Source organism: Pseudomonas sp. CM25, assembly GCF_013179705.1.
Lineage (GTDB): Bacteria > Pseudomonadota > Gammaproteobacteria > Pseudomonadales > Pseudomonadaceae > Aquipseudomonas.
Genome location: NZ_JABMCW010000493.1, coordinates 1 through 3,036, shown reverse-complemented (window position 1 = coordinate 3,036; position 3,036 = coordinate 1). Strand labels below are relative to the sequence as shown.

At 63.2% G+C, this 3,036-nt stretch carries 5 protein-coding genes; all 5 read right to left on the bottom strand.

All coding sequences use genetic code 11. The annotated features are described in order from the left end of the window. Positions 1–30: 30 nt before the first annotated feature. From fliQ to fliM, 5 genes are read right to left on the bottom strand one after another with little or no spacing between them, the layout of a single operon-like run. A complete protein-coding gene (gene fliQ, locus HP546_RS28390) occupies positions 31–300 on the bottom strand; it encodes a flagellar biosynthesis protein FliQ (RefSeq protein WP_172232589.1) in 270 nt (89 codons plus the stop codon). Positions 301–318: 18 nt separating this feature from the next. Beyond that, a complete protein-coding gene (gene fliP, locus HP546_RS28385) occupies positions 319–1,074 on the bottom strand; it encodes a flagellar type III secretion system pore protein FliP (protein WP_172232586.1) in 756 nt (251 codons plus the stop codon). Then, on the bottom strand, positions 1,074–1,508 hold the full coding sequence (gene fliO, locus HP546_RS28380) for a flagellar biosynthetic protein FliO (protein WP_172232584.1): 435 nt from the start codon (positions 1,506–1,508) through the stop codon (positions 1,074–1,076). The genes fliP and fliO overlap by 1 nt, the downstream gene beginning before the upstream one ends. 12 nt (positions 1,509–1,520) lie before the next feature. Next, a complete protein-coding gene (fliN, locus tag HP546_RS28375) occupies positions 1,521–1,988 on the bottom strand; it encodes a flagellar motor switch protein FliN (protein WP_172232581.1) in 468 nt (155 codons plus the stop codon). 47 nt (positions 1,989–2,035) lie between these two features. After that, positions 2,036–3,004, bottom strand: a complete 969-nt coding sequence (gene fliM / locus HP546_RS28370; protein WP_172232578.1) for a flagellar motor switch protein FliM — start codon at positions 3,002–3,004, stop codon at positions 2,036–2,038. Positions 3,005–3,036 lie beyond the last annotated feature (32 nt).

Here is a 3,036-nt window from a genome sequence, read left to right as displayed (position 1 = left end):
TGCGCGTCTGTCAGCTCCAGCATCGCCGCGTCAACCGATCAGCTGCGGGATGTTGGTGTACAGGTTGGTGATGTACTCCATGAACTTCTGCACCAGCCAGGGCCCGGCGACGATCAACGTGACCAGCATTACCAGCAGCCGCGGCAGAAAGCTCAGGGTCTGTTCGTTGATCTGCGTGGCCGCCTGGAACATCGCCACAACCAGACCCACCAGCAGGCTTGGCACCACCAGCACGGCCACCATCAGGGTGGTCAGCCACAAGGCATCACGGAACAGGTCAACGGCAATTTCCGGGGTCATGCGCTCTCCTTGACGGCGTCAGACGCCGCCGAAACTGCTGGCCAGGGTGCCCATGATCAGCGCCCAGCCATCAACCAGAACAAACAGCATGATCTTGAACGGCAGCGAGATGATCAGCGGTGACAGCATCATCATGCCCATGGCCATCAGCACACTGGCGACCACCATGTCGATGATCAGGAACGGGATGAAGATCATGAAGCCGATCTGAAATGCGGTCTTCAGCTCCGAGGTGACGAACGCCGGCACCAGGATCGTCAGCGGCACCTGGTCAGGGCCGGCGATGTCGGTGCGCTTGGACAGGCGCATGAACAGGTCCAGGTCGCTTTGCCGGGTTTGTGCCAGCATGAAGTCCTTGAGCGGCCCCTGGGCCTTGTCGATGGCCTGCTGCGCGGTAAGCTGTTCGTTCAGGTAGGGCTGCAGGGCGTTCTGGTTCACCCGGTCGAACACTGGCGCCATGATGAACAGGGTCAGGAACAGTGCCATGCCGGTGAGGATCTGGTTGGACGGCGTCTGCTGCAGGCCCAGCGCCTGGCGCAAAATCGAGAACACGATGATGATGCGGGTGAAGCTGGTCATCAGGATGACGAACGCCGGGATGAAGCTGAGCGCCGTCATGATCAGCAGGATCTGCAGGCTGACCGAATACTCCTGCTGCCCGTCCGCACCATTGGACAGGGTAATGGCCGGGATCGACAGCGGGTCGGCGGCCAGGGCCAGCGGCGCCGCCAGCAGCAGCGCCAGGGTCAACAACGTACGCAGCGCGCCACTCATCACTTCTTGTCCTTAGGGTCCTTGCCCATCAGCTCCATCAGTCGCTGGGCAAACTCGGGCGCCGCCTGGCGGCTGCCAACCGGCACTTGCACGGGCTCAGCCATGACATGCAGGGCCTCGATACTGCCGGGGGTATGGCCAATCAGGATCTGCTCGTTGCCCACCTGCACCAGCAACAGCCGGTCACGCGGGCCGATGGCGCGGCTGCCGACGATCTCGATCACCTGCCCGCCCTTTACCGCCGTGCTTTGCAGGCGCCGCAGCAGCCAGGCCAGAAAGAAGATCAGGCCCACCACCAACAGCAGGCCGAAGACCATCTGCGCCAGCTGCCCGCCCAGGCTGCCAGGCGCAGACGCCGGGGTCGCCGCAGGGGTGGCTGCGGCCAGACCGGCCTGGCTGGCAAGCAGCACCGCGGACGCCGCGATGGCGCGCATCGTGCCCTTCACTCAGCGCAGCTTCTTGATGCGTTCGCTGGGGCTGATCACGTCGGTCAGGCGGATGCCGAACTTTTCGTTGACCACGACCACTTCGCCATGGGCGATCAGCGTGCCGTTGACCAGCACGTCGAGTGGCTCGCCCGCCAGCCGGTCAAGCTCGATGACCGAGCCCTGGTTGAGCTGCAGCAGGTTGCGGATATTGATCTCGGTGCTGCCCACTTCCATGGAAATGTTCACCGGGATATCCAGGATCACGTCCAGGTTCGGGCCTTCCAGGCTGACGTTCTCGTTCGGCTTGGGCGAACTGGCGAACTCTTCCATCGGCAGGCGGCCCGGGCCACCCATACCGCCGGTGTCACCCCCCAGCAGCGCATCGATATCGGCCTGGCCGGCGGCACCGGTTTCTTCCAGCGCTGCGGCCCACTCATCGGCCAGTGCCTGGTCCTCTGCGGAGGTGATTTCGTTTTCGTTAGCCATGGTTTCCTCGACAGGCATTCAATTCGTTATGAGCGAGCGCTGCGCCGTCAGCGGCGCACGATCGGGTCGATGATCTGCAGGGCCAGGTTGCCCTTGTGCGAACCCAGCCGGGCCTTGAACGACGGCACGCCGTTGGCGCGCAGCACCAGGTGCTCGGGCAGCTCCACCGGGATCACATCGCCAGGCTGCATGTGCAGGATGTCGCGCAACTTCAGCTGGCGCCGGGCGACTGTGGCGGTCACAGGCACGGCCACGTCCAGCACGTCCTCGCGCAGGGCCTTGACCCAGCGCTCGTCCTGGTCGTCGAGGTCGGACTGGAAGCCGGCATCGAGCATTTCCCGCACCGGCTCGATCATCGAGTACGGCATGGTCACGTGCAGGTCGCCGCCACCGCCGTCCAGCTCGATGTGGAAGGTCGATACCACCACCGCCTCGCTGGGGCCGACGATGTTGGCCATGGCCGGGTTGACCTCGGAGTTCATGTACTCGAAGGTGACCGGCATGATCGCCTGCCAGGCTTCCTTGAGGTCGACGAAGCACTGGTCCAGCACCATGCGCACTACCCGCAGTTCGGTCGGAGTGAATTCACGGCCTTCGATCTTGGCGTGACGGCCATCGCCACCGAAGAAGTTGTCTACCAGCTTGAACACCAGCTTGGCATCGAGGATGAACAGCGAGGTGCCACGCAACGGCTTGATCTTGACCAGGTTGAGGCTGGTGGGCACGTACAGCGAATGCACGTACTCGCCGAACTTCATCACCTGCACGCCGCCGACTGCCACGTCGGCCGAGCGGCGCAGCAGGTTGAACATGCTGATGCGGGTGTAGCGGGCAAAGCGCTCGTTGATCATTTCCAGGGTCGGCATGCGACCCCGCACGATACGGTCCTGGCTGGTCAGGTCGTAGCTTTTGATACTGCCGGGTTCCGATGCACTTTCGGTCTGCACCAGCCCGTCGTCGACGCCGTGCAACAGGGCATCGATTTCATCCTGGGACAGCAGGTCCTGTACGGCCATTGCGGACTCCTACTGCAATACGAAATTGGTGA

What these genes read in the sequence shown, in the direction of transcription:
- fliM (WP_172232578.1), bottom strand. Translation starts at nt 3,004, where the DNA reads ATGGCCGTACAGGACCTGCTGTCCCAGGATGAAATCGATGCCCTGTTG.
- fliN (WP_172232581.1), bottom strand. Translation starts at nt 1,988, where the DNA reads ATGGCTAACGAAAACGAAATCACCTCCGCAGAGGACCAGGCACTGGCC.
- fliQ (WP_172232589.1), bottom strand. Translation starts at nt 300, where the DNA reads ATGACCCCGGAAATTGCCGTTGACCTGTTCCGTGATGCCTTGTGGCTG.
- fliP (WP_172232586.1), bottom strand. Translation starts at nt 1,074, where the DNA reads ATGAGTGGCGCGCTGCGTACGTTGTTGACCCTGGCGCTGCTGCTGGCG.
- fliO (WP_172232584.1), bottom strand. Translation starts at nt 1,508, where the DNA reads ATGCGCGCCATCGCGGCGTCCGCGGTGCTGCTTGCCAGCCAGGCCGGT.